Source organism: Pseudomonas caricapapayae, from assembly GCF_001400735.1.
Classification (GTDB): Bacteria; Pseudomonadota; Gammaproteobacteria; order Pseudomonadales; family Pseudomonadaceae; genus Aquipseudomonas; species Aquipseudomonas caricapapayae.
The window spans coordinates 1-2,662 of record NZ_LJPW01000027.1 but is presented as its reverse complement, the minus strand read 5'-3'; the positions used below and the strand labels follow the sequence as shown (position 1 = coordinate 2,662).

Below are 2,662 nucleotides of genomic sequence, written 5' to 3'. Positions count from 1 at the left end.
CACGCAATGCATCTATGTACAGCGCGACTTCACGATTATGCTCGGGCAAATGCACAGGCATTTTGCCCGATGGTTTTTCTCTATTCACGCAGGGATCCGTCCTTTTAAAGCCTTTACCCCGGAGCTCTTCCTGACCTCCGGGTGTTGCGCTGTTTAACGTTTGACAGGCGTGCGCATGGTCACGAACTCTTCTGCAGCAGTCGGGTGCACACCGATAGTGTCGTCGAATACCTGCTTGGTCGCGCCAGCCTTGATGGCAATCGCCAGACTCTGGACGATCTCGCCTGCATCCGGCCCCACCATATGGCAACCCAATACCCGGTCGGTTTTCACATCTACAACCAACTTCATCAGCGTGCGCTCCTGATCATCGGTCAGGGTCAGTTTCATCGGCCTGAAACGGCTTTCGAACACCTGCACATCATGGCCAGCCTTGATCGCATCCTCTTCGGTCAGACCTACAGTACCGATATTCGGCAGACTGAAAACCGCAGTCGGAATGTGATTGTAGTCTACCGGGCGGTACTGATCAGGCTTGAACAGGCGACGCGCGACAGCCATACCTTCGGCCAGCGCGACCGGGGTCAACTGGACACCGCCAATGACATCGCCGATAGCCAGGATCGAAGGCTCGCTGCTCTGGTAATGCTCGTCGACCTTGATGTAGCCATGCTCATCAAGCTTGACGTCGACACTGTCCAGCCCGAGATTGTCGAGCATCGGCCGACGTCCTGTTGCGTAGAACACACAATCGGTCTCGAGTGTGCCGCCACCCTTCATGGACAGCAGCAAACTGCCGTCGGCCTGCTTGTCGATACGCTCGATATCGCTGTTGAAACGAATCGTCATGTGCCGCTTGAGCAACTCTTCATGAAGATGGGTACGAACACCGCCATCGAAGCCACGCAAAAACAGCTCGCGACGGTAGACCAGCGTAGTGTCTGCACCCAATCCGTTGAAAATCGAGGCAAACTCCACCGCAATATAACCACCCCCCACGACCACGACGCGCTTTGGCAACGTCTTGAGGAAAAACGCCTCGTTAGACGTAATGGCGTGCTCGCGTCCGGGCACATCAGGCACCTGCGGCCAACCTCCGGTTGCGATCAGAATACGCTCGGCGCTGTAGGACTGGCCATTGATCTCGACCTGCTGCGGACCGAGTATCTTCGCATGACCTTCAAGCAAGGTAACGCCGCTGTCGACCAGCAACTTGCGATAGATACCGTTGAGACGATTGATTTCACGGTCCTTGTTGGCGATCAGTGTGGACCAGTCAAAATCAGCCTCACCCAAGGACCAGCCAAACCCTTTGGCATGGTCGAAATCCTCGGAAAAATGCGCACCGTACACCAACAGTTTTTTAGGCACGCACCCCACATTGACGCAGGTGCCGCCCAGATAACGACTTTCGGCCACCGCAACCTTTGCGCCGAAACCAGCGGCAAAACGTGCCGCCCTGACACCGCCGGAGCCGGCGCCGATTACAAACAGATCAAAATCAAAGGCCATCGATATCTCCTTGGCAGAGGCACAGCATAGCCGCTTGGCGGCCAGTCAGAAATGACAAAGCCACCCGAAGGTGGCCTTGTCCCGAGCGTCATCAACCAGAAATCAATGCGCTTTGCCGGTTTTGTAGAAGTGCTCGAAGCAGAAGTTGGTGGCCTGGATATAGCCTTCCGCACCACCACAGTCAAAACGCTCGCCCTTGAACTTGTAGGCAAGCACGTTGCCTTCGGCAGCCTGCTTCATAAGAGCGTCGGTGATCTGAATCTCTCCACCCTTGCCTGGCTCGGTCTGTTCGATTTTTTCGAAAATGTCCGGGGTCAGGATGTAACGGCCGATGATCGCCAGATTGGAAGGCGCATCTTCAGGCTTCGGTTTTTCAACCATGTTGGTCACACGAAACAGACCAGGCTTGATCTCTTCGCCGGCAATCACACCATACTTGTTGGTTTCCTGCGGATCGACTTCCTGAATGGCAATGATCGAGCAGCCATAATGCTTGTGCAGCTTGACCATCTGCGCCAGCACGCCGTCACCCTCAGGGTTTACGCACAGGTCATCAGCCAGCACCACGGCGAATGCTTCGTTACCGATCAGTGGACGACCGCTGAGGATCGCGTGGCCCAAACCTTTCATTTCGGTCTGACGGGTGTAGGAGAAGCTGCACTCATCGATCAGCTTGCGAATGCCAACCAGATACTTTTCCTTGTCGGTGCCCTTGATCTGATGCTCAAGCTCATAGCTGATATCAAAATGGTCTTCAAGAGCGCGCTTGCCACGACCGGTCACAATGGAAATTTCGGTCAGGCCTGCCGCCAGGGCTTCCTCAACACCGTATTGGATCAGTGGCTTGTTGACCACCGGCAGCATTTCCTTGGGCATGGCCTTGGTCGCTGGCAGGAAGCGAGTGCCGTAACCGGCTGCTGGGAACAAGCATTTCTTGATCATAAAAGTCCTTGGTAAGGGCTGTTGGTGTTAACGGCGCAGTCTAATCAGGCGGCGGTCACCTTACAATGCCCCGCCTTTGGCCGTCTGATGCCATGATAGAGGAATACTCAGGCAGATAGTTCCGCACTTCCTGGATATTGCCTGTGGTGAACCGCATGTTCGAGCACTGTACCGTGGCCATCAAACCCCGCAGGGCCGGCCCTGCGTG

At 55.4% G+C, this 2,662-nt stretch carries 2 protein-coding genes; both read right to left on the bottom strand.

Going from position 1 to position 2,662, the window contains the following annotated elements; all coding sequences use genetic code 11:
• Positions 1 to 153: 153 nt before the first annotated feature.
• On the bottom strand, positions 154 to 1,512 hold the full coding sequence (gene gorA, locus ALO80_RS03705; RefSeq protein WP_055007984.1) for a glutathione-disulfide reductase: 1,359 nt from the start codon (positions 1,510 to 1,512) through the stop codon (positions 154 to 156).
• A gap of 102 nt (positions 1,513 to 1,614) precedes the next feature.
• A complete protein-coding gene (gene galU / locus ALO80_RS03700) occupies positions 1,615 to 2,454 on the bottom strand; it encodes a UTP--glucose-1-phosphate uridylyltransferase GalU (RefSeq protein ID WP_003364457.1) in 840 nt (279 codons plus the stop codon).
• Between the last annotated feature and the right edge of the window lie 208 nt (positions 2,455 to 2,662).

Bases quoted from the DNA above. Each gene is read 5' to 3' on its own strand.
- gorA (WP_055007984.1), bottom strand. From the start codon at position 1,512: ATGGCCTTTGATTTTGATCTGTTTGTAATCGGCGCCGGCTCCGGCGGT.
- galU (WP_003364457.1), bottom strand. From the start codon at position 2,454: ATGATCAAGAAATGCTTGTTCCCAGCAGCCGGTTACGGCACTCGCTTC.